General features: G+C 39.6%; 21 protein-coding genes. 1 reads left to right on the top strand and 20 read right to left on the bottom strand.

The window, feature by feature from the left end; genetic code table 11:
- Positions 1-26: 26 nt before the first annotated feature.
- From HMPREF2697_RS09755 to gdhA, 20 genes are all read right to left on the bottom strand, one after another.
- On the bottom strand, positions 27-905 hold the full coding sequence (locus tag HMPREF2697_RS09755) for a hypothetical protein (protein WP_045769293.1): 879 nt from the start codon (positions 903-905) through the stop codon (positions 27-29).
- A 130-nt stretch (positions 906-1,035) separates the two neighbouring features.
- Positions 1,036-2,118 carry a zinc ribbon domain-containing protein gene (locus HMPREF2697_RS09750; protein WP_049554261.1) on the bottom strand — a complete coding sequence of 361 codons (1,083 nt, stop codon included), beginning with the start codon at positions 2,116-2,118 and terminating at the stop codon, positions 1,036-1,038.
- 152 nt (positions 2,119-2,270) lie between these two features.
- Entirely contained in the window at positions 2,271-2,729 is a 459-nt protein-coding gene (locus HMPREF2697_RS09745) for a hypothetical protein (protein WP_257375255.1), read from the bottom strand.
- 108 nt (positions 2,730-2,837) lie between these two features.
- The gene (locus HMPREF2697_RS10750; protein ID WP_002886713.1) at positions 2,838-2,969 is read right to left on the bottom strand and encodes a hypothetical protein; all 132 of its coding nucleotides are present in this window, start codon (positions 2,967-2,969) and stop codon (positions 2,838-2,840) included.
- Between the two features lie 124 nt (positions 2,970-3,093).
- Complete coding sequence (locus HMPREF2697_RS09740) at positions 3,094-4,158, bottom strand: PhoH family protein (protein ID WP_002886712.1); 1,065 nt, start codon at positions 4,156-4,158, stop codon at positions 3,094-3,096.
- A 79-nt stretch (positions 4,159-4,237) separates the two neighbouring features.
- Positions 4,238-5,515 carry a LysM peptidoglycan-binding domain-containing protein gene (locus HMPREF2697_RS09735; protein ID WP_070850539.1) on the bottom strand — a complete coding sequence of 426 codons (1,278 nt, stop codon included), beginning with the start codon at positions 5,513-5,515 and terminating at the stop codon, positions 4,238-4,240.
- Positions 5,516-5,754: 239 nt separating this feature from the next.
- Positions 5,755-5,970 (bottom strand): YozE family protein, encoded by a 216-nt coding sequence (locus HMPREF2697_RS09730; RefSeq protein WP_002885591.1) that lies wholly within the window; start codon positions 5,968-5,970, stop codon positions 5,755-5,757.
- A gap of 8 nt (positions 5,971-5,978) precedes the next feature.
- Positions 5,979-6,836 (bottom strand): RNA-binding virulence regulatory protein CvfB, encoded by an 858-nt coding sequence (gene cvfB, locus HMPREF2697_RS09725; RefSeq protein ID WP_070850537.1) that lies wholly within the window; start codon positions 6,834-6,836, stop codon positions 5,979-5,981.
- Positions 6,837-6,925: 89 nt separating this feature from the next.
- Positions 6,926-7,483, bottom strand: a complete 558-nt coding sequence (gene frr / locus HMPREF2697_RS09720) for a ribosome recycling factor (RefSeq protein WP_002886708.1) — start codon at positions 7,481-7,483, stop codon at positions 6,926-6,928.
- 14 nt (positions 7,484-7,497) lie between these two features.
- Positions 7,498-8,235: a UMP kinase gene (pyrH, locus tag HMPREF2697_RS09715; RefSeq protein ID WP_002885551.1), complete on the bottom strand. Its 738-nt coding sequence runs from the start codon at positions 8,233-8,235 to the stop codon at positions 7,498-7,500.
- Positions 8,236-8,472: 237 nt separating this feature from the next.
- Complete coding sequence (locus HMPREF2697_RS09710; RefSeq protein WP_070850535.1) at positions 8,473-9,696, bottom strand: sensor histidine kinase; 1,224 nt, start codon at positions 9,694-9,696, stop codon at positions 8,473-8,475.
- Positions 9,697-9,709: 13 nt separating this feature from the next.
- The gene (locus HMPREF2697_RS09705) at positions 9,710-10,387 is read right to left on the bottom strand and encodes a response regulator transcription factor (RefSeq protein ID WP_014633535.1); all 678 of its coding nucleotides are present in this window, start codon (positions 10,385-10,387) and stop codon (positions 9,710-9,712) included.
- 1 nt (position 10,388) lies between these two features.
- The gene (locus HMPREF2697_RS09700) at positions 10,389-11,012 is read right to left on the bottom strand and encodes a GTP pyrophosphokinase (RefSeq protein ID WP_045769267.1); all 624 of its coding nucleotides are present in this window, start codon (positions 11,010-11,012) and stop codon (positions 10,389-10,391) included.
- Positions 11,013-11,159: 147 nt separating this feature from the next.
- Positions 11,160-11,783: a GNAT family N-acetyltransferase gene (locus HMPREF2697_RS09695; protein WP_045769268.1), complete on the bottom strand. Its 624-nt coding sequence runs from the start codon at positions 11,781-11,783 to the stop codon at positions 11,160-11,162.
- A gap of 107 nt (positions 11,784-11,890) precedes the next feature.
- The gene (locus HMPREF2697_RS09690) at positions 11,891-13,669 is read right to left on the bottom strand and encodes an ABC transporter ATP-binding protein (protein WP_045769269.1); all 1,779 of its coding nucleotides are present in this window, start codon (positions 13,667-13,669) and stop codon (positions 11,891-11,893) included.
- Positions 13,659-15,473 (bottom strand): ABC transporter ATP-binding protein, encoded by a 1,815-nt coding sequence (locus HMPREF2697_RS09685; protein WP_070850533.1) that lies wholly within the window; start codon positions 15,471-15,473, stop codon positions 13,659-13,661. Before HMPREF2697_RS09685 ends, HMPREF2697_RS09690 begins: the two co-directional genes overlap by 11 nt.
- 3 nt (positions 15,474-15,476) lie before the next feature.
- Positions 15,477-15,920, bottom strand: coding sequence for a MarR family winged helix-turn-helix transcriptional regulator (locus tag HMPREF2697_RS09680; protein WP_002885568.1), 444 nt, complete (start codon positions 15,918-15,920; stop codon positions 15,477-15,479).
- A 185-nt stretch (positions 15,921-16,105) separates the two neighbouring features.
- Complete coding sequence (locus HMPREF2697_RS09675) at positions 16,106-16,516, bottom strand: peptide deformylase (RefSeq protein ID WP_014633541.1); 411 nt, start codon at positions 16,514-16,516, stop codon at positions 16,106-16,108.
- A gap of 158 nt (positions 16,517-16,674) precedes the next feature.
- Positions 16,675-18,009: a YfhO family protein gene (locus HMPREF2697_RS09670; protein ID WP_257375254.1), complete on the bottom strand. Its 1,335-nt coding sequence runs from the start codon at positions 18,007-18,009 to the stop codon at positions 16,675-16,677.
- Between the two features lie 487 nt (positions 18,010-18,496).
- Positions 18,497-19,849 carry an NADP-specific glutamate dehydrogenase gene (gene gdhA / locus HMPREF2697_RS09665; protein ID WP_022496250.1) on the bottom strand — a complete coding sequence of 451 codons (1,353 nt, stop codon included), beginning with the start codon at positions 19,847-19,849 and terminating at the stop codon, positions 18,497-18,499.
- Positions 19,850-20,207: 358 nt separating this feature from the next.
- Between gdhA and HMPREF2697_RS09660 the strand changes: the two genes are divergently transcribed.
- Complete coding sequence (locus HMPREF2697_RS09660; protein ID WP_070850529.1) at positions 20,208-21,314, top strand: AAA family ATPase; 1,107 nt, start codon at positions 20,208-20,210, stop codon at positions 21,312-21,314.
- Positions 21,315-21,339 lie beyond the last annotated feature (25 nt).

Here is a 21,339-nt window from a genome sequence, read left to right as displayed (position 1 = left end):
ACCAGCTAGGCTGGTTTTAAACATTACTAGTTTTGAAAGAGCTTTTTATCAGCTCTAACATCACGTTCATAGTCATAATCTAATTTCTTCACGTCACCCTCTGATAGGCGTTTGAAGCTTCTTTCTTCTATAAGTTTGCCTTTCTTATTATAAGTTGTGACGATTAATTTATTACCCTTAACCTTGTATCGAACAGTTTCTTCAAGAGATTCTTTATAGGATTTAACGTAAATCTTTTTACTTTCATCGTTATCAGCCTTAGTTCGATATTCACTTATTTTGTATTGATTATCTACTGCTTGGTCAATGACTTTGGTATATTCAGATAGTGACATGGTTGGTTTAAGCGTTCCAGACCAAACATCTGGACGGTATGCTTCGTCAGTATCATAGTCTGTAAAGTCAACCAGATTGTTCCCGCCAGCTAAGGTATAAAAATAAAATTTAACATTGTTACCTTTGACTTTAACAAAATCATGAGCCTCTAGGCCACTTTCCTTGAAAGATTCCATACCATCAACCATTTTCTTCTTATCTTTATGGTAAAAGCGATAAGTTTCAAGCAAATAGGTTCCTTCAGGTATTTTACCACCTTGCAGGTGCATAAACGCATAACCACTAAATGAAAGTGCCACTAGAACAATCGCCCCCACTACAGAAGCAATAATAATTTTAGCTTTCTTAGACAAGCCTGTCTTAACAGGAGCAACTTGTGAAACGGCTTGTGTCACTTGGTCACTCAACTGAGCTTTCTGTAGATTAACACCCTCGTTCTTAGACTCTTGAGAAATAAATTCCCCATTAGCTTTTGCTTGTTGGATTTCTTCCTCTGTCGGCTTACGATTATTGATTGTTTCGAAATAATCTAACCACTCTTTTTCGTTCATAAAAGTCCCCTTTTTCATTGATACATCCATTCTACCAGAAAAAAGACTCCAAGGCTATTTGACTATTTTCATAAAAATAAAGCGGTACCAAACTGGAGAATCAACTCTCCCTTCTTGTACCACTTTACTCATTTATATCATTGGGTGATTAAATCTTATCACTAGATTTTTTACTACTATCACTTGAATCTGATTTTGATCCACTATTCTTACCGTCATTATATCCGCCATAGGTATCACCATAGTCATTACCATAACCATAGCCGTAATCGTAGCCATAACCGTAACCGTAGTCACTATATTCGTCATACTTGTCACTAATCTCTTTTAAGTCTTTCTTGTAATCCTTAACGGCATCATCATAATCATCCTTACGTTCTTCACCATCTTCCCGGCTCATTAGCTTATAGGTAGTAGTCATTTTTAACTTACCCTTTTTATCATAAATATTAAGCGTAAATTCATCGCCATGTTTTACGTAAGTGCGTGTTTCTTTAAGAGTATCCTTATATTCACTAACTGCTGATTTTACAGTTTTCTTAACATCATCTTTTGAGTAGAAAGAATACTCTTTAGACATTTTTTTCATATAGTCAGTGACAAGATCTTTAACATCATCTGCACTAAGTACTTGACTTTGAGTTCTGTTCCAAGGATCAAATTTCTGAGGGATCGATTTCTCGTTCTGAATTAGGCTAATTGAAGACTTCCCATCGCTTTCTAAATAATTGTAATGATTAGATTGATTTTTCTTTACAACTAAAAAATCTAACAATTTTGTGTCTTCATCCTTGTATTCTTTAATGCCGTCGACCATTCTATTCTTATCTTCATTGTAATAAGAAAAACTAACTACCTCATATGTTCCATCCGCTATCTTACCTGATTGGTAGCGCCATAGTGAGTAGCCCCCAATAATAAGTAAAATCGCTGCCAAGGAACCAAAGACTGAGGCCAAAATAATCTTAGTTTTCTTAGACATACCTTTTTTAGCAGGTACGACTTGTTGGAAGGTTGCTGTTGTTTGGGCAAACTGTGGCTGCTGCGTCATCGTTATCACAGGTTCAGCTGGCTTAATCGGTCTTTGCTCCGTCACCTGTCCATTTGAGCCAAAGACGTTAGGTCGTTCAAGGATAAACTCGCCTGCTGCCTGAGCTTGAGCTAACTCTGCGGGAGTTGGTTTGCGACCGTTGACTAATTCAAAGTACTCAATCCACTCTTGCTGGTTCATAATAATCTCCTTTTTTATTGGTCTACCGTTCTATTGTACCAAAATAAATGGTGAAATAGTATTTGACAATTATCATAAAGACTGTAAGGTTTTTTAATAAAACATTAGGTTATGATTCCCGATAGTAAAGAGGTACTTGCTCGGTAAGCGGTTCAACGCCAGATGGCATAATCCCCATAATGCTCCCTGTATTTATAATGCTTCAAGGCATACTCATAATCCCAATCATAACCACTTTTGATCTCTTTGGCTTCTTCTGAGCTCAATCGTTTAAAAGTTCTACGCGACTCAATATGTCCATCATTAGCATAAACAGTCAGAACGAGACCATTAGGGAGCTTTTCATAAGTTCTTTTTTGCTTCAACATTTTTTTATAATCGTCTATACACCTTTGGACAGATACTTCTTTTACTCTTGAATACTCCTCTCCCTTTTTAGAAATCTTATCAATATGAGACATCACTAGAGCTTTATATTCAGAGACTGTTAAATCCTGTTTTAAAGTCCCTGTACGTGGGTCAAAAGTCTGTGGGAGCTTTTCATCGTGCTCAAATGGTGAGACAGAAGGTTCCCCATCCCCATAAAAAACATAATAAAATTGAGATTTCATATTCTCAACTACTATAAAATCCTCATATAAGCTATCATTATTCTCTCCCCGCTTAGTCCGATTTATCAATTCATTGGAATATGCCGATTTAGTCTCGTATTTTATCATCTAATAAGTACCGTCTGGAATATAGTTCTCTTGATACTTCCAAAATCTTCCCTCTCCTATGGCTATCAAGACTGTCGCAACAAATCCAAGCAATACAATGATAGCAATCTTCCATTTTTTTGCTTTAGTCATACCTCTCCCCCCTTACTGGCCTGTTACTCAATACTATTTTACCAAAACTAGGGGAAAAGCTAATGACATGACTGTAAAGGAAAAAGAGGCTGAGAATACCACTCTCAAACCTCTTTTTAGCTATTTATTTTTTAAGATCCTCAGCACCAATAACTGGGTATTCGGTCAATCCTGACGCTGCTTCTTCTTCAACCTTGTTTGCTTCCTCTGTTTTTTCCTCAAAGTCAAGCTTAGGTGCATCTTTTTCATAGGCATTAATGATATCAGCTACAACTGGGTGACGTACGACATCGCTAGCAGAGAAGTGAACAAAATCAATAGCCTTGATTCCCTTCAATTTCTCCATAGCATCGACAAGGCCTGATTTAACACGACGTGGCAAATCAATCTGACTCATGTCCCCATTGACAATCATCTTAGAATTAAAACCAAGACGGGTCAAGAACATCTTCATTTGCATGATGGTTGTATTTTGTGCCTCATCAAGGATAACAAAGGCATCCTCGAGGGTACGACCACGCATATAAGCGAGGGGTGCAATCTCAATAATTTCACGTTCCATAAGGCGGGTCGTCTGCTCCTTACCGAGAATTTGATAAAGGGCATCATAAACAGGGCGAAGGTACGGATCCACCTTTTCCTTGAGATCACCAGGCAAGAAACCAAGGCTCTCACCCGCCTCAACCGCCGGACGTGTCAGAACAATACGTTTAACTTGACCACGTTTAAGGGCTGTAACCGCAAGGGTAACCGCTAAAAAGGTCTTCCCTGTACCAGCTGGACCAATTCCAAAGACCACATCATGGTTTTTAATGCTATCAACATAAACCTTTTGTCCTAAAGTCTTTACTCGGATAGGCTTACCACTGTTGTCCTTGATAATCTCTTCTTCATATAAAGCAACAAACTTGTCAATCGAACCATCTTGAGCCATGGTTAAGGCTGCGACAACATCTGAAGTGTTGACTAGCATTCCACGCTCCACCAAAACAAGGAGAGCTTGAATGGTCAAGCGAGCCAATTCAACACTTTCCTCGTCATCTCCAAGGATCTGCACACGCTCTGTTCGAGCATGAATGATAACATTTAGGTTTTCTTCAATAAGTTTTAGATGGCGCTCATTGGTCCCAAAAAGTGACAAGACATCATCTGGGTGATTTAGGGTAATTTCAACAGAATACTCTTGCAAATAGAGTTCCTCTTTCTTTCGTCTTTTTCTCCATTATATCAAAAAAATCACGCCAAGCGTGACTTTTTGTAATTCTTAATTATGCGTTAAATGACACGTGAACGTGGTCATAGTGGTTTTCAGTAATGCTACCACGGTCAGGCATTTGGTTCCAAGTGTTTGCTGGTCCGTAGATATTATCTACTGGTGCGTAGAATTGTTGTCTGTAGATGATATATGAGATACCTGCATTTGAGATATTGTCTACTGCATATTGAGCGACTTGATTACCAACTTCTGAACCAACTGGAACCATAACGTCAACGGCAAGTCCTTGACCATGGTCTTGTGGATCACCTTCACGGTAACCACCGATATCAGTAAGACCGAATTGTGCTGCTACATCTTGACGGAAAGCTTCAGCTTGTGGTTGAAGGTGTGGATCCGTTGGAAGTGTATTCGTTGATGCAGGTTGTACTGCTGGTGCCTCTGAAGCTACTGGTGCTTCTGATGCTACTTCTGATGTTGCTGCTGGTTCTACCGCTGGCTGTTCTGCTGGTGCTTCTGAAGTCGCTGGTGCCTCTGAAGAAGCTTCTGATGTTGTTGCTGGTTCTGCCGCTGGCTGTTCTGCTGGTGCTTCTGAAGTCGCTGGTGCTTCTGAAGTCGCTTCTGATGTTGCTGCTGGTTCTACCGCTGGAGCTTCTTCTTTTACTTCAGGTTGTGCTGGTGTTTCATCAGCTGGAGTAGTTTCTGCTTCAGGTGTAGCCTCTGCTGACGCAGTGACATGATCAATAGCATCAGCAACTGGTTGTTCAGTTTCTGCGTATGCTGGTGCTTCTGATGCTGATGCGATAGCTTCTGTTACTTCTGAAACAGCTTGAGTTGACTCTTCTGTAGCAGGTGCTTGAGTAGCTGTTGTGCTTACTGTTTCAACTGGAGCTGTCAAGTCCGCTGCAACTACAGATTGACCATTGACAGTCACTTCGTTAGTTGTCAAATTAGCTTCTGCAACTACAGGTGTAGTTGATGTTTCTGAAGCTGGAGTTTCAACTTTAACAGAGACAGCTTGATTATCAGCATTGTATGTTGCTGTCAAGACTGTCCCAGGGTAAATCAAATCAATGTTTGTGATTTGATTGATGTTAGCCAAAACATTCACATCGATACCCATTGCTTCAGCGATACTTCCCAAAGTATCACCGTATTGAACTGTATAAGTTTGTTGGTTATCACTTACAGCGATATCTGCTTTGATTTGATCTACTGAACGTGCCACCCAGTTTGAAGTTTCATCGGCATGTACATGACTTGCAGCAAAAAGTGAAAGTGCTGCGGTTGAGTAAAGAAGTGCCTTTGTTGTTTTAGATTTTGATAACATGTATAATTCATTCCTTTTTTAACAATTTTAACATATACAATAATACCACACTTTTTGTCAAAAGAGGGGTGATTTACTGCACTTTAAAGCAATTACTAACTAGTTGTAACAAGCCTAATTTATTGAAAAAAAGCTGAGATATTTGTAAAAAATTGTAACAATTCATACCAATTCAAATGGTAATTACTTTTTAAAGAAAATGCTAAAAGTCATTATGCTTATCGTAGACTTAGTCGCTATTAATGAGCCAGATAATCTTCCCAAATCTGGTCAAACTGCCCCAAATTAAAGGAAAAACTAGCTTGATCTTCCAAGTAACGACTAACTTCTTCGAAGTCATCAGTATGCTTCGGGAAGGTTGAATCTTCAAAAGCCAAGTCAGCCAAGATTGCTACTGGTTCATTGGATTTCGGATTACGCTGGGCCATCAACCAAGTATAAAAGGATTTTCTCATGCCTTCTCCTAACCGATTAATTCTGTTCCAAACTGGTCTTGTTTGACTTTTTTAGCCTTCATCAGACCACCTAAAGCTTTCTTAAATTGTCCCTTAGAAATACCGAAGGTTGCCTTGATATCTGCTGGTGATGACTTGTCATTAAGCGTCATAAAGCCACCATTGCTCTCTAAATAAGTCAAAATCATCTGAGCATCATTTTCAAGCATTTCAAAAGAACGTGGTTTAAGAGAAAGATTGAGGGTACGGTCAACTTCTCTGAACCCAATCACACGCGCTTCAAGGACCTGACCTAAGCGTGGCTCAGCATAACGTTCTGAGGGATGGATGAAACCAAGCATGTTATTCTCTGGTAGATAAACAAAGGTTCCTGAGAGTTTGAGACGGTAGGCAATGGCTGGCCATTTTTGGTTTTGCATATTATCGTAAGCGGGACCAGCCATACGTTGAAAGACCTCAGGTTCAGCAGGAAGCCCCCAAATACGGTCTTTTTTATCCACATCGAGTTTGATATAGAGCTTGTCACCTTTCTTAGGCCAAAGCTCTTTGAGTTCCGGTAAAACATCAAGAGAGACAACAATCTCCTTATCTGGAATTCCCACATCTACAAAGACACCCAAATCCTTACGAACTTCAGTGACCTCTCCCCAATCGTAAGAATCACGAGTTGCTTTGATTTCCTTTTGAGTCAGACGTGATTTTTGCTTGCTATCTGTATAGGCGAAACCTGTCACCATGTCACCAATGGCGTGTTCCCCTTCTTCTTTAGACAAGGCAAAGGTCACACCGTCCTTTTGAATAAAATAAAATTTGTCATTTTCATCTGTTACTAGGGCAGTAATAATTGTTCCAAGTAATGTATTCATCTTTTTCCTCTAAAAAGAGAGTCGGACAAGGAAGCTAACATAGTCCATGCTCTTTTGCTTCTGTCCCACTCTCCTTATTTTTCTATTGATTAAACAGTAAGGAGTTCTTTTTCCTTTTCTGCTGTCATGCTGTCAATCTTCTTAACAGCGTCATCAGTTGCTTTTTGGATATCTTTTTCCAAAGCTTTCAATTGATCTTCTGTGATTTCTTTGTCTTTTTCTTGCTTCTTAGCTTCATCCATTGCATCACGGCGGATGTTACGGATAGCGATTTTAGCATTTTCACCGACTTTTTTCACTTCTTTAGCTAACTCTTTACGTGTTTCTTCTGTAAGTGCTGGGATAACCAAGCGCACAACAGAACCATCGTTAGCTGGGTTAATACCAAGATCAGATTCGTTGATTGCACGTTCGATATCAGCAATTGAACCTTTATCAAATGGTGAAATCAAAAGAACACGTGCTTCAGGAACAGTGATTGAAGCCAATTGGTTAAGTGGTGTTGGAGCACCATAGTATTCTACAGTGATACGGTCAAGAAGTGATGCATTGGCACGGCCTGCACGGATAGATCCAAATTCACGGGCCAATGACTCGTGTGAGTGGGTGAAACGTTCTTTTGCTTTTTCAATAATTGCGTTTGTCATAAATTCTCTCTTTCTTATTTGTGTGATTCTGCTTTGTTAGATACAGTTGTTCCAATTTGTTCACCAAAGATAACACGTTTGATGTTTCCTGGTTCATTCATATTGAAGACAACAAGGTCAATGTCATTATCCATTGAAAGGGTAGAAGCTGTGGCATCCATAATTTTCAAGCCACGTTTAATAACTTCCACGTGTGTCAATTCGTCAAACTTAACGGCATCAGCGTTTTTACGAGGGTCGTCATTGTAGACACCATCAACACCGTTTTTAGCCATAAGAATAGCATCAGCTTCGATTTCAGCTGCACGGAGAGCCGCTGTTGTATCTGTTGAGAAGTATGGTGAACCAATACCTGCTGCAAAGATAACAATACGACCTTTTTCAAGGTGACGAAGGGCACGACCACGAATATAAGGCTCTGCCACAGATTTCATATCAATCGCTGTTTGAACACGTGTATCAACACCGAGTTGTTTCAAACTATCTGCCATAACAAGGGCATTCATAGTTGTTCCAAGCATTCCAGTGTAGTCTGCTTGAACACGATCCATTCCTGCTTCAGCTGCAGGTTCACCACGCCAAAGGTTACCACCACCGATAACTAGAGCAATTTGAATACCTGAATCCGCTACCTCAGCAATTTCCTTAGCCATAGCCTGGACAGTTGGAAGATCAATCCCAACACCTCGTTCACCAGCTAGAGCTTCACCTGAAAGCTTAATGAGGACACGTTTGTATTTTGGTTCTGCCATGATTTCTCCCTATTAACTATTTTGTTTTATGATTTGATTCTTAGCTGAGATTTATCTTTCCTAAGTCGTCAATTACCAGCCCTTTAAGGTGGTTAAAGGGCTCATTCGAGCATCTCCTTTTTATGATTAGGATAAGAAAATGGTTTCTTTTTTTGCAAAGGAAACACTAAATCTTCATCCTTACTATTTTATCATAAATTAGGGTTTTCACCTAGTCAAATATTTAAAAAAATATCCTTACAAGATGACCGTAAAAGTGATGGTGTCATTTTTATAAGAGGCAAAGATACGACCTTTAAATAATTTGACCATGCTTTGAGCCATAGAGAGGCCAATACCAAAACCTTTATGTTCCTTGTTATTATGGGATTCTTCAATACGATAAAAACGCTCAAAAAACTTACTATAGTCAACAGCCTTACCATCTTTATAGGTGTTCGATACTTCTAGACGAGCCCGTTTTCGTGTCCTTCCAATCTGATGGAGCCTTACGGTTACTGTCCCTTCTGGATCACAATACTTGTTAGCATTATCCACAAGGAGGGTTACAAGTTCAAAGAGAGACTTCTCCTCTGCTTTCACATGAATATCCGGTGTGATGTCCATAACGAAAGATTTACCATCTCGGACAACAGGCCCCTTAAAGTCCTCTGCTGCATCCTCAGTAATATAGGAAAAATCTACATCTTGAAGAACAATATCCGGCTGCTCCTCCAGACGAGATAGGGCTACAAGAGAATTGATTAGAGTGGTCAAACGTGCCACCTGGTCGTTCGTCGACTTGGTCCATTCGTTCTCTCCAGTCATGAGTTCTTGTAACTCCGTATTGGCAGAAATAATGGCCAATGGTGTCTTTAATTCATGACCAGCATTGGTAATAAAACGTCGCTGCTTTTCGTAGTTTCGAATGAAGGGACGAATGACAATTCCTGATAAGGCACTAACAATGATGACAAAAAAGATAAAGCCAAACATTGATAAAAGGATAGAAAGGTTTAACAAGGCTTGGGAAGAATTATAATAAGAGGTCGTGTCCAGAAAGACCACAAGGATCTTATTTTTGCTGACTTTACTAACCTGATAACTGAGATTAATATTTTTTTCTCTAATGGTTCCAAGAGTACTCGTCATTCGGCTAGCTGCACGGGCATAAGTAGTGGCCTCTTCATCATTTATCAAGGAAGTATGACTGGTGTCCTGACTGACCACTTCATCACCAGACAAGGTCACGCTGAAAAAACGAAAACTATCTGATGGAATTTCACGCCCTTGATTGGTCTCAATTTTTTTAGTTTTTCCAAAACTACCATTATTTTCTGTAAGCGTGTTGAGAACCTTACTAATTTCATGCTCCGTCTGAAAGGACCTCACAGTATTGATGATTCCCACAGTAAAGACCAAGATAAAGAGGATAGCCAAGGAAGCAATCGTAATAAATTGAAGTCGTAAACGTCTAAACATGAGCTACTCCTCTCTAATTGGCGAGAAGGCAAAAGTCGCCGCCTTTTTCACCAAGAATGTTGATGTCGGCCTGGATGGCTTGCAATTTCTGACGCAGATAGGAAATATAGACCCAGACAATCGACTCGTCCACATCTTCCTCATCCTCCCAGATGGTCTTAAAAAGGTGCTCAGTCGTTAATTTCTTAGCAGGATTGAGCATAAAGTGGGCCATTAACTTGGTCTCTCTGCTTGAAAGTCGAATGGCGTTCCCAGCTACCAACTCCTGCTCCTCTTGGTCCAAACGAACAGAACCAAGAGTCAAAATTTTGGCAGTGAAGCTCTCACTCACACGACGCTCTAATGAGCGCAAACGCGCCAAAAGTTCCTTAAGGGAAATAGGCTTGGTCAAGTAATCGTCTGCCCCAGCATCAAGCCCGGTCACACGATCATCAATTTCAGCCATAGCTGTCAACATAATGACATGCGTCCTGTCCCCAGAGGAGCGAATCTCTTTCAGGGCCTCGATACCTGTTTTAATGGGCATCATAATATCCATGATCATCACTTGATAGGCATTTTGTGCAGCTAAATCAACAGCCTCTTGCCCATTAAAGGCTTGATCTACCTCATAACCTTGATGCTCTAGGGCTGCCTTGTAAACTCGAGAAAGAGCCTCTTCATCCTCAGCTAGTAGAATTTTCAAAGCCATTCTAGTCCCCTCCTTCTTGAATTAAGTTACGGATGGTCTGCATGGTCAAATCGCATGAAGCTAATTCATCCGCACAGCGCTTAAGCTCACGGGTAATCATTTCTGGATTCTTGATGTCGTGCTTGTACTTCATCTGATGCTCCAAACTGGCCCACGAATCCTGAGCGATGGTCCGAAGCTGAACCTCAACAAAATAGGTTCCTCTCTCATTTCCTAGCACATCTGGAAACTCGGTTTCGATTTCCAAAATGAGGTGGTAAGAACGATAGCCATTGGGCTTAGCATTTAAAATATAATCTTTCTCGTTATAGATAGAAACGCCAGGGATAGCCTTGATGACATCGATAGTTTTATAAATATCATCAACAAAGCCACAAACGATTCGAATTCCAATACTGTCACGAATTTCCTTGAGAGCAGATTGGCTGGTTTCAGGCAAATTTTTCCTAAGACACTTTTCACGCATAGAATCGCTTTCTTTGATTCGTGAAATAAAATGTTCATAGAGTTTAAAGCCTGTTTCTTTTTTGCTAGTAATATTAGCCGCAATAATCGGGTCTGTTATTTCTTGTAAAATCTTGGGGAGATACTGAGCATATTCCCCATAAATACTTGGAGTTGACATATAAACCTCCTCTAATAGCGTTTCCTAATTATAGCATAGTTAGACTTAAAAATAAGGAATGAGCCAGACAAGAAGGACTCTAAAGCTAAGAAAAAAATCCAGCCGAAGCCAGATTCATTTTGCTTATCTAAGTTAAATAGCACAAGGCTATGCATCAAGTGATTTGACAAAAGGCCAGTTGCCTAGTTTGTGTGTTTCGTAGGTCAAAACCTTATAACCACATTGTTTGTAGCCATTTTTTTCATAGAAAGGTACATTGTAATCACGATTGGTAATCAAGCCAAGGCTGTGACCTCCTGTACTACGTACAAAAGGTTCAACCCCTTCAAGCAAAAAGAGACTTCCTATCCCTTTTCTTTGATAATATGGAGTCACCGCCAACATCATCAGGTACCAGTCGTATTCTGCAGAATCTTCCAGATGTCTTTCGGACTCTTCAACAAAGTTAAAATACTTGAACAACTTAGTGATGCTTATAAAACTGAAAAGCTTGGTCGCCCCATTTTGAAGATAATTAAGCATAGAAATCGTCTGATGCTGTAAAATAGCTGCCGCAACAATGCGACCGTCCTTTTCAGCCACCAAACATGAGTCCTGTTTAATCGCCAAACGCACCAACACTTCCTGCAAGGCTAAGACAAATTCCTTATATTGTTCAGGATTCTTTAAATTACTGGCAATCATTGAAAGATAGGGGTAATCTTCAAAGGCATCTGCACATACTTGTGCAACTTCCTGAACTTCGTCTAGTCTTGCTTTGCGATATTGCATCATAATCTCCTAATCTGTCTGTTTTTTTCAGTATAACACAAAACGCATGACTGACAGTCATACGTGCTATAGATTTTTGTAAAATCTTATAATTTTATAAGAAAAGTTTAGGCAACTTCTTCTGTAAATTGACTATTATAAAGATCAGCATAGAAACCATCTGCTGCCATGAGCTCATCATGATTGCCCTGTTCAATAATGTTACCATCTTTCATCACAAGGATAAGGTCAGCATTTCGAATGGTTGATAAGCGGTGAGCAATGACAAAGGAAGTCCGACCTTCCATAAGCTTGTCCATGGCTTTTTGAATCAATTCTTCTGTTCGGGTGTCAACTGATGATGTCGCTTCATCCAAGATAAGAAGAGGGGCGTCCTTAAGAAGCGCACGCGCAATGGTCAAGAGCTGTTTCTGACCAACTGATAAGGTCACAGAATCATCCAAATAAGTATCATACCCCTTTGGAAGTGTGGTGATGAAGTGGTGAACACCGACAGCCTTAGCTGCAGCAATAACTTGCTCATCAGAAATATTCTCTTGGTTGTAAATCAAATTATCACGAATAGTACCTTCAAAGAGCCAAGTGTCTTGAAGCACCATAGAGAATTGATCATGAACAGTTTCACGTTTCATGTCGTTAGTATCCACACCGTCAATGGTGATACGACCTTGGTCGATGTTATAGAACTTCATAAGCAGGTTAACAATAGTCGTCTTACCAGCACCCGTTGGACCAACAATCGCAATCTTTTGACCTGGTTTAGCAAGAGCTGAAAAGTCATGAATAATAGTCTTTTCAGGAGTATAACCAAAGGAAACATGGTCAAAGACTACTTGACCTTTAGTATCTGTCAACTCAGCTGTCTTAGCTGACTCGTTGTCCATATCTTTTTCTTCCAAAAATTCAAAGATACGGCCAATGGCTGCAGTGGCTGATTGGAGTTGTGTAATCCCTTGGGCAATTTGAGAAAGAGGTTGGGAGAAGATACGAACATAGGTCATGAAGGCTACCACATCACCAATCGTCAAGCTACCATCAATAACTTTGATGGCACCCACAAGACAGACCATAACATAACCAAAGTTCCCAATGAAAATCATAAGTGGCATCATAATACCTGAGATAAACTGTGATTGCCACATCGATTTATAGAGTTTATCATTAAGTCCCTTGAAAGCTTGACTGCTCTCTTGAGCAGCATTGTAACTCGTTACGACTGCTTGACCTGTGTAGATTTCTTCAATATAACCATTAATATTAGCCAAATTTTCTTGTTGGCGTTTGAAAAGGGGTTGTGAGAAGCCCATGATGAAGGCTACTAGAACAAACCCTATCAAGACTGAACCAATCGCAGTGAAAGCCATAGTGACATTTGAGTAGAACATCATAATAATGGCTGCCACCAAGAGAACACTTGAAGTAATCAAGGTACCTAACCCTTGGCTAAGCGATTGTCCCAAAAGGTCAACGTCATTGGTCACACGAGAGAGGGTATCCCCTTGAGAGTGACTATCGAAATAATTAAGAGGGACACTGTTGATTTTCTTTTGGATAGCTGTACGGAAACGTTGTGAAAAGCGTTGTGTAACTGTCGCAACCGTAAAGCTTTGTAGGTAACCCACAATGGCTGAAATGGCATAGAGAACAGCCAAGGTCATAGCAATACTTGCTACCTTGTCCAAATCAATACCTGGAATCGTCCCCATTTTTGTAGGTGTGATCCCTTCAGTAATAGTATTGGTAATTTCTTTAAGCTTATCTGGTCCAATAACTGTAATGACCGCTGAAATAATTGCTCCAAAAATCGCAAGGACAAACGGAATTTGGAAACCTTTAATATAGGGTTTTAAGCGTTTATAGGATGATGTTTTTGGCTTATTTTCCATTTTCTAACTCCTCCTTAGACAATTGTGAATAGGCAATTTCTTGGTAAACCTCATTATTTGCCAAGAGTTCCTTGTGAGTTCCTTGACCAACGACCTTACCTTGGTCAAGTACCAAGATTTGGTCCGCATCCATAATAGTAGAGATACGTTGAGCAACAATCAACTTGGTCATCTCTTGCGTTTTTTCAGCCAGTTCTTGACGTAACTTACGATCGGTCTTATAGTCCAAGGCTGAGAAGGAATCATCGAAAATCAAGATTTCAGGCTTACGTGCCAAGGCACGCGCAATAGCCAAACGTTGCTTCTGTCCACCTGAGAAGTTAGACCCAGCTTGGGCAACTTCTGCTTTAAGTTGACCTTCTTTATTTTCAACAAAGTCTTTTCCTTGAGCCAATTCGAGAGCTTCCCAAATCTTAGCATCATCAAGGGGACTGTTATTGCTCGTTCCCATCGTCATATTTGACGTGATATCACCTGAGAAAAGCACAGCCTTCTGTGGAATATAACCGACTATATTGTGCAAGGTTTCATGGTCATAATGGCGTACATCGACACCGTCAACCTTGATCGTTCCTTGCGTGGCATCATAAAAACGTGGGATAAGGTTGACAAGCGTTGATTTACCAGATCCAGTCGAACCAATAAAGGCAACCGTGTCACCTTTTTTAGCTTTGAAGCTAACATGCTCCAAAACAGGCTCTGAAGTTTCAGAATAACGGAAGGAAACATCATCAAATTCGACAGTACCCACTTCATTAGGCTTTTCAGAACTATTTTCAGGATAAGAGACTGAAGATTGGGTATCTAGAACTTCATTGATACGACCAGCTGCTACAACTGCACGTGGAAGAAGGAAGAAAACAATAATCATCATCATGAATCCCATAACAACCTGCATGGCATAAGATGAATAAACCACCATGTCTGAGAAGAGATGGACCTTATTTTCCATAGCACCAGAAATCTTAGTTGGATCTGTTGGAATCTTAACATCTTCAATCAAATGTGCACCAATCCAATAAATAGCCAGTGTCAAACCACTTGATACAGCAGTCATTACCGGTGTCAGTAAGGCAAAAGAACGACCAATAAAGAGATTGTTTTGGGTCAAATCAGTATTGGCCTTTTCAAATTTATCCTCTTGATAACTTTCAGCGTTATAGGCACGCACCACACGAATTCCTGTAAGAGATTCACGCGTTACGCTATTCAGTTTATCGGTCAGAGTTTGAATCAAGCGTTGCTTAGGCATAACCATGATCAAGAGGAAGAGCATGAGAATGGCAATCACTGCCACAGCGACAAGCAAGGCAAGGAGCCAGTTCCCATTTTTATCGGCAATCTTTGTAATCGCCCAAATGGCCATGATAGGCCCCTGTGTAATAACCTGTAACCCCATGGTAAGTACCATCTGCAATTGGGTAATATCATTTGTCGTACGGGTCAAAAGACTAGGAATTGAGAATTTCTTAATCTCTGCATCTGAAAAATCTAGAACCTGATGGAAGATATCATCACGAAGACGGGTGGTAAAACTTGCCACGCTTCTGGCAGCTAAGAAACCAACCACTACAGAGGCCATAAAGCCTGCAAATGACATTAAAAGCATTCGCATCCCTGGGGCATCCGTATTCCAGGCAAAAATATCCGACGCTTTAGTTCCCTTAGTTGATAAGAGTGTCGTAATATCAGACATATAGTCTGGAATTTTCAAGTTTAGATAGACGTTCAAGCAAACAAAAATCACCGCTAAGACAATCATGATTAACTCTTTTGTCGTCAAACGTTTAAAAATTTTAAACATAAGTTACTCCTTATTTTTTTCTAAATTCATACGAATTTGGTGAAAGACACGAAAGGCTGTTTCAGCATCTTCTTTAGAAATACCTTCTAACAGCTGTTCATGGATGGCCTCTCGAAAATGTTTGACATCTCGAGCTTTCTTTTTACCTAAGTCTGTCAGATGAACATACTTGTAGCGTTTATCCTTGTCCGATGTCACCAACTCAACAAAACCATTTTTTTCCATTCGTTTGACCAAATTACTAGCCACTGATTTAGAAATACATAGTCTTTTTTCAATGTCCTTGATAAAAATTTCCTTATCTTGATTATCAGACAAATACTTGACGGCAAATCCTTGTGGGCCAGCTAAATGCTCAACCCCATGGACCTTTCCTAACTCTTGCACGCGAGATTCCATAGTATTGATGAATTCTCTGAATTCACTAAAAGTATCTTTTCCATGCATCGCAAGTCCCTCCTTGAATAATTCTCATGGAAACCATTTTAGTTCTTATGAGAACTAATGTCAAGAAAAAAGTTCTTATGAGAACTAAAAAGAGTGAGAAAGAAAATTTCTTTCCACTCTCACTCCCATAACTATGATTATTAAGGCTTTGAACTCAAAAACCTAGCCCACTTGGGCTAGGCTATCTAAATAATAATCCCCTCCAAATGATCCAATTCATGTTGAATAATTTGGGCTGGCATGCCAGAAAAACTTAACTGTTTAGGCATCCATTGTTCATCTAAATAAGCAACCTCAATCGACTCATAACGTTTTGTTGGACGACTTCCCTCTAATGACAAACAAGACTCCTCTGTTTGAAAAGGTGAGGACTTGCTGACTAAAACAGGATTAAACATAACTAGATTAACAAAACCGATATTGACGATAATAACACGCTTTTTAACGCCAATCATATTGGCAGCCATCCCCACACAAGCATCCTTATGAAACTCCAGTGTATCACGTAAATCTTTAGCCAAATAGAGGTCTTCTTTAGTCGCTTCTGTCGATTTTTGTCCAAGGAAAAAGACATCCTTTACGATAGTTTTTATCATCTATTTACTCCCTTTTCTTATCTAAACTATGAAATCATATACCCTTCTTTTATCGAAACCAAAGGGTTTCAATTTCATATTAATCACCTTGACCTATTATATCAAAAGGCCTACCCTCTAGTAAAACAGACAAAAAAAAGAAACCCGCAGGCTTCTTTTTAGTCATCTTTCTTCACTCTATACAAATAACCAATAAACGCCAAAAGACTAATAGTTGAAACACCCATTGCCAATTTGGCAACTGGGGTATAGCTATAGGTCAAAACGACACCATGCTTACCTGGTGGTAGGACTAGATTAGTTGGATTCTTTTCCTTAGCTAAGTAAGTAGTTACTCGCTTTCCATCAATCCTCGCTTCTTGTCCTTTATAGTAGAAAACTGGTAGCGACAAGACTTTAGCTTCTTTTGACTCGTTGTTTACTGTAAGTGCTAGCTCCTTTGGAGAACGGTTGATGGTTGACTTAATTTCCTGATTATCCAAGAAAAGATGTTTGTCAAAGACAAAGCCAAAGGGCACTTCTTTATTGGTGTAATCGCCATTTATATTTTTATAAGTTCCCATAGCTAGCATTTCTCTCGTGACTTTTGTATTGCTTGGCAATATATTCTTGGCTTTAGTCATCTTATCTTGGACAGTAACAATCTGAAACATATTCAGACAAAGACCAAACAAGACAAGTATCGTCGCTGCCTTCATAGACATATTTTCCAAGATATTAGCCAAGGCTAAACTGAAGAAAAGCAAGGCAAAACTCCATAATCTCCAAGGAAATTGAAGGTTGGACACTGGACTCTCCTGTAATAACTGCCAAGGAAAACTATTCAAAGTTAAAAAAGCCAAAACAAGAGAAATAAAAAGATAAATTCTAGCTTCCTTATCCTTCACAAAACGCTTAGCAAAGATTAGGGTTAGCACTAGACCCAGGAGATAGAGAAGATTAACTGATGGAGTCCTTAAATCGCTTTTTAGAATCAACTCCCAGTTGTCTGCCAGACTTAAGGCAGTCTTGGATAGGAGCGGTTTAAAAGTCGTTCGTAGGGTGACATACTTGAATTGCTCTATCATAGGAACAAAGAAAGCTAGAGACATACTAAGAGTGACAAGAGTGGCCTTAAGAAATCCTAGAATACGTTCTTTTTTATTATCCCAAATCCCAAAACTAGCTACCACTGCTATGAAAATCATAAGAGAAGCCAAAAGGACAGATAAGACATGGGAATAGACTAAACCAAGCATGCCAAGAGTCAAAACCCACCATTTCTTATAATCTCCAAATGTTATCAAACGAACGCCAACGAAAACTAGAGGTAAAAAAATCATAGCCAGCGTTTCGCCAACGGCTGCCCGGTAATAAGAATTGTGCAAGAAATAACCCGAAAAAAGATAAAAGGTAACAAATATCATCACCTGTTTATCAGAATAGTTCAATAAACGTAATCCGTAAAAACTAAGCAAACAAGTTACAAAGCGAATAAGAAATTGAAAACTCATCCAGGCTACAAAGACTGACTGAGTCAGCTTATAGATTATGAAAATAGGATAATAGGTTAACCAGGGATAAAAGGTATTGATTAATTGTCCGGTCCCTCCGTTAGTTGTAAAATTGATAGGACTCTTCCAGACAGTATCCAAGGATAACAGTCGGTTAATGTGAAAGACAATATCATCACCATAAAGCTTGTCCCTAAAAAAGAATATAGGCAGCATTGACACTATGCTGATCAAGAAACTTATTAGAATGACTGTCTGATTAGTATGCTTCTTTTCTTTTGCCCCACAGGGATTCTTTCCAAGACTCACGATTATTCCTCTCATATTCTAATTCATCAAAATCTACTCTAGAAAAAGATTTCTTACTAGCTCATTATACCAAAAAAGGATAAATCTCCTCTTCCTCCTAAGTCTGTCTAAACAAAAAAAGAAACCCGCAGGCTTCTTTTCTTATTTTATCGAGAGGCTATTGGTAATAGTCTATCAATTAAACGATACCTTGTGCTGACATAGCATCTGCAACTTTAAGGAATCCAGCGATGTTGGCACCTACAACAAGGTTACCTTCATGACCAAATTCTTTAGCAGCTGCTGCAGCATTTTCGTAGATACCTTTCATGATATCGTAGAGTTTAGCATCAACTTCTTCGAATGTCCATTGTGTACGTTGGCTATTTTGTGCCATTTCAAGAGCTGATACAGCAACACCACCAGCGTTAGCAGCTTTGGCAGGACCAAATGATACACCAGCTTTAAGGAAGACATCAATAGCTCCCAAAGTTGATGGCATGTTAGCACCTTCTGAGACAGCCAATACACCATTTGCTACAAGTGTTTCTGCATCTGTTTCATCCAATTCATTTTGAGTTGCACATGGGAATGCCAAGTCAGCTTTAACTGACCAAACTGTCTTTTCACCACCAGCAGGTGTGAAGGTTGCATTTGGACGAGCTTCTGCATATTTAACGATACGTTCACGTTTAACTTCTTTGATTTCTTTCAACAAGTCAACGTCGATTCCGTCTGGATCATAGACAAAACCAGATGAGTCAGAACATGTCACCGCTTTAGCACCGAGGCTTTGCAATTTTTCAATAGCGTAGATGGCAACGTTACCAGCACCTGAAACAACTGCTGTTTTACCGTTAAAGTTTTCACCACGTGCATTAAGCATTTGTTCTGCAAAGTAAACAGCACCGTAACCAGTTGCTTCTGTACGAGCAAGTGATCCACCCCAGTTCAAACCTTTACCAGTAAGAACACCTGTGTACTCGTTACGAAGGCGTTTGTATTGGCCGTAGAGGTAACCAATTTCACGCCCACCAACACCGATATCACCTGCAGGTACGTCTGTATCTGCACCAATGTGTTTGCTCAATTCAGTCATGAAGCTTTGGCAGAAACGCATGATTTCGTTATCTGATTTACCTTTAGGATCAAAGTTTGATCCACCTTTACCACCACCGATTGGTTGACCAGTCAATGAGTTTTTAAAGATTTGTTCGAAACCAAGGAATTTGATGATTGATTGGTTTACTGATGGGTGGAAACGAAGACCACCTTTGTAAGGACCAATAGCTGATGAGAATTGTACACGGAAACCACGGTTTACTTGTACTTGTCCTTTATCGTCAACCCATGGCACACGGAATGAAACGATACGTTCTGGTTCAACCAAACGTTCCAAAAGGTTTTCTTCAATATATTTAGGATATTTATCGAAGACAGGAACAAGTGAATCGAAAACTTCTTCAACTGCTTGAAGGAACTCAGCCTCATGGCCATTTTGAGCTTTCACTTTTTCAAAAACGCTAGCAACGTACTCTTTACCTGTTGTCATATCAATGTTTCCTTTCAAATAATTACCTTAGTAATTTAATTACATGAATAGTATAAATTTTCAGAATCTTCTTGTCAAGTATTTTCTGCTATTTTTTTGATTTTTATGTTAGGTTTTATGACATAGCAAGTGACCTCTCTTTTTTAGGCTCATTCTAAAAAGCTATCAATTCAGCAATGTAAGCGGATTCTATTTTTCTAGTTTTTCTCCAAAATTTTTTAAACTTTTTTTGAACTTTAAGGCTAAAATGGGTTAAAAAACAATTTAGTAAATTTACTATTTTTACATTTACAAAGATTCCCAACTATGTTATCATTAATTTAGTAATTTTACTAAATCTCAAAAAGGATCATTTTTTATGAAAAGAAAACAATTATCAGGAAAGCGCATCGGCATTGTTTTTGGAACTTTCGCTCCAATGCACGTTGGACACGTTGACCTCATTACCAAGGCAAAACGTGCTAATGACAATGTGCTCGTCATCGTAAGTGGCAGCAACACACAAGAAGATTGTGGGACACGCGCAGGCCTATCACTCAATCGACGTTTCCGTTATGTTCGAGAAGTGTTCTATGATGATGAATTAGTCGTTGTGGATAAACTAGACGAAGCTGGGATGCCAGCCTATCCAGAGGGCTGGGTGCCTTGGGTTAATCGTGTCAAAGAGCTTATCGCTAAGAACACGGATGATCCTGAAAAGATTACCTTCTATGTTGGAGAGCCAGAGTATGTGACTGAGCTCAATCGCTATTACCCTCAAGCTCAGGTAGAACTCATCGAACGTTCTATTATCAATATCTCTGCTACTGAGATTCGCGACAATCCGATGGAAAATTGGCGTTTTATCACCAAGCCTTTCCGTCGTCACTTTACGCGCAAGGTCCTTGTTGTGGGCTCTGCTAGCGGTGGAAAGACTACTCTTGTTAAGGATTTGGCTCGCACTTACAATGCTCCCTGCTCTCTGGAATATGCTAGGGAATATCAAGAAAAGTATAATGTACGAGATGACGAGTTAGATACCAACGACTATATTCACCTCCTGACAGATCAATATGCCCAGACCTCTGATATCATTGACAAGGGGCAACATTCAGGACTTATCTTTGCGGACACCAATTCAACAGTCACTAAGGTCTATATCGACTACTATTTGAAAGAAAATATCTCCCAAGAAGAGTTCGACATGTTAGATCGTCTCTATCAGGTAACTCAGGCTCGTGAAAAGTGGGATTTGATTTTTGTGATCCTTCCAAAATCAAACTATGTAGATGATGGTTTCCGTGACATGACTATGGCTGATAATCAAACACGTGACTGGTTTACCCAGCACCTCCTAGACCTCCTATCACCATTCAAGGATAAAATCGTTATTTTAGGGGAAAATAGCAATAGCGACAGCTTCTTTGCGGACAACTACCACAATGCCAAAAAAGCAATCAAGGAACGTCTACACATCGAGATTTAGAAGACTGATGTAAAGCAATCATCAT

The sequence above is a fragment of the Streptococcus sp. HMSC064D12 genome (genome assembly GCF_001837205.1).
Taxonomy (GTDB): domain Bacteria; phylum Bacillota; class Bacilli; order Lactobacillales; family Streptococcaceae; genus Streptococcus; species Streptococcus salivarius_D.
The sequence above is the reverse complement of the archived record's forward strand: the minus strand, read 5'-3'. Positions and strand labels throughout refer to the sequence as shown.

Coding starts and splice junctions, on each gene's coding strand:
- gdhA (WP_022496250.1), bottom strand. CDS start 19,849: ATGACAACAGGTAAAGAGTACGTTGCTAGCGTTTTTGAAAAAGTGAAA.
- HMPREF2697_RS09710 (WP_070850535.1), bottom strand. CDS start 9,696: ATGTTTAGACGTTTACGACTTCAATTTATTACGATTGCTTCCTTGGCT.
- cvfB (WP_070850537.1), bottom strand. CDS start 6,836: ATGAATACATTACTTGGAACAATTATTACTGCCCTAGTAACAGATGAA.
- HMPREF2697_RS09755 (WP_045769293.1), bottom strand. CDS start 905: ATGAAAAAGGGGACTTTTATGAACGAAAAAGAGTGGTTAGATTATTTC.
- HMPREF2697_RS09750 (WP_049554261.1), bottom strand. CDS start 2,118: ATGAACCAGCAAGAGTGGATTGAGTACTTTGAATTAGTCAACGGTCGC.
- HMPREF2697_RS10750 (WP_002886713.1), bottom strand. CDS start 2,969: ATGACTAAAGCAAAAAAATGGAAGATTGCTATCATTGTATTGCTTGGA.
- HMPREF2697_RS09675 (WP_014633541.1), bottom strand. CDS start 16,516: ATGATAAAAACTATCGTAAAGGATGTCTTTTTCCTTGGACAAAAATCG.
- HMPREF2697_RS09730 (WP_002885591.1), bottom strand. CDS start 5,970: ATGAGAAAATCCTTTTATACTTGGTTGATGGCCCAGCGTAATCCGAAA.
- HMPREF2697_RS09700 (WP_045769267.1), bottom strand. CDS start 11,012: ATGTCAACTCCAAGTATTTATGGGGAATATGCTCAGTATCTCCCCAAG.
- frr (WP_002886708.1), bottom strand. CDS start 7,483: ATGACAAACGCAATTATTGAAAAAGCAAAAGAACGTTTCACCCACTCA.
- HMPREF2697_RS09670 (WP_257375254.1), bottom strand. CDS start 18,009: ATGAGTTTTCAATTTCTTATTCGCTTTGTAACTTGTTTGCTTAGTTTT.
- pyrH (WP_002885551.1), bottom strand. CDS start 8,235: ATGGCAGAACCAAAATACAAACGTGTCCTCATTAAGCTTTCAGGTGAA.
- HMPREF2697_RS09680 (WP_002885568.1), bottom strand. CDS start 15,920: ATGCATGGAAAAGATACTTTTAGTGAATTCAGAGAATTCATCAATACT.
- HMPREF2697_RS09705 (WP_014633535.1), bottom strand. CDS start 10,387: ATGGCTTTGAAAATTCTACTAGCTGAGGATGAAGAGGCTCTTTCTCGA.
- HMPREF2697_RS09735 (WP_070850539.1), bottom strand. CDS start 5,515: ATGTTATCAAAATCTAAAACAACAAAGGCACTTCTTTACTCAACCGCA.
- HMPREF2697_RS09685 (WP_070850533.1), bottom strand. CDS start 15,473: ATGTTTAAAATTTTTAAACGTTTGACGACAAAAGAGTTAATCATGATT.
- HMPREF2697_RS09745 (WP_257375255.1), bottom strand. CDS start 2,729: ATGAAATCTCAATTTTATTATGTTTTTTATGGGGATGGGGAACCTTCT.
- HMPREF2697_RS09690 (WP_045769269.1), bottom strand. CDS start 13,669: ATGGAAAATAAGCCAAAAACATCATCCTATAAACGCTTAAAACCCTAT.
- HMPREF2697_RS09660 (WP_070850529.1), top strand. CDS start 20,208: ATGAAAAGAAAACAATTATCAGGAAAGCGCATCGGCATTGTTTTTGGA.
- HMPREF2697_RS09695 (WP_045769268.1), bottom strand. CDS start 11,783: ATGCAATATCGCAAAGCAAGACTAGACGAAGTTCAGGAAGTTGCACAA.